The organism is Pseudomonas sp. 05T35 (genome assembly GCF_056396605.1).
Genome location: NZ_JBFTLU010000722.1, coordinates 1 through 1,386, shown reverse-complemented (window position 1 = coordinate 1,386; position 1,386 = coordinate 1). Strand labels below are relative to the sequence as shown.

The window sequence follows — 1,386 nt, the reverse complement described above, 5'->3', positions numbered from 1 at the left end:
ATGTCGGCCAGGGCCTGGTGCTTTTTCACCATCTCCGGAAACGACACGTCGGCGGCGGCTTCGGTGGTGCCGAGGATAAAACCGGTGTCCTGTATCGGGAAGAAACCTTTGGGGATAAACACGTAGCCGGCAACCGCCATGCACAGCGTCAGGCTGAAGATCCCCAGCATCAGTTTCTGATGCGCCAGGGCCCGGCGCAGTGCGCGTTCATACAGCGCGAGCAGGCGTTCACCGAAACCGGGTTTGGCGTGGGCATCGTGTACCGGCGCGCGCATGAACAGGGCGGCCATGGTCGGTGCCAGGGTCAACGACACCACCACCGAAATCATGATGGTCGAAGTGGCGGTGAGGGCGAACTCCTTGAACAACCGGCCGACCACGCCGCCCATGAACAGCAGCGGAATAAACGCCGCGACCAGCGAGAAGCTGATCGAGACCACGGTAAAACCGATCTCGCCAGCGCCCTTGATTGCGGCCTCGCGCATGCCGTCGCCGGCCTCCAGGTGGCGGTGAATGTTCTCCACCACCACAATCGCATCGTCGACCACAAACCCCACGGAAATGACGATCGCCACCAGCGTCAGGTTGTTCAGGCTGAAGCCCATGATGTACATCAGCGCGATACTGGCGATCAGCGAGACCCCGAGTACGCTGGAAACGATCAGCGTCGCCGACCACTGGCGCAGGAACAGCGCCATCACCGCGACCACCAGCAGGACCGCGATCAGCAGGGTGACTTCGACTTCGTGCAGCGAAGCGCGGATGGTCTGGGTCCGGTCGATCAGCACGTTGACCTGTATCGACGCCGGAAGCATCGCTTGCAGGCCCGGCAACGCGGCTTGAATCCGGTCCACGGTGTCGACGATGTTCGCGCCCGGTTGTCGCAGGATCACCAGGTTGACCCCCGGCCGATCGCCGGACCAGGCCTGGACGTAGGCGTCTTCCGAGCCACTGACCACGGTGGCGATGTCCCGGAGCTGGACCGGTGCGCCGTTCTTGTAGGAGACGATGAGCTGACCGTACTCGTCGGGATGGAACAGCTGATCGTTGGTCGATAGCGTGGAAATGCTCGACTCACCGTACAGCGCGCCCTTGGCCAGGTTGAGGCTGGTTTTCTGAATGGCCAGGCGCACATCGGCCAGGGTCAGGCCGATGGCGGCAAGTTTGTCGGCCGAGGCCTGGACCCGGATCGCCGGGCGTTGCTGGCCAGTGATGTAGATCTGGCCGACGCCGTCGATCTGGCTCAATTGCCGCGCCAGCAGGGTTTCGGCGTAGTCGCTGAGTTCGGTGCCGGGCATTTGCGTCGAACTGACGCTGAGGATCAGTACCGGGCTGTCGGACGGGTTGACCTTGCGCCAGGTCGGCAGCGTCGGCATGTCCTTGGGC

1 protein-coding gene is annotated in these 1,386 nt (G+C 63.1%); it reads right to left on the bottom strand.

Features of this window, described 5'->3' with window-relative positions; all coding sequences use genetic code 11:
- Positions 1 to 1,386, bottom strand: a 1,386-nt coding sequence (locus AC1DH9_RS29215) for an efflux RND transporter permease subunit (protein ID WP_477809343.1), incomplete at both ends; no start/stop codon positions are given.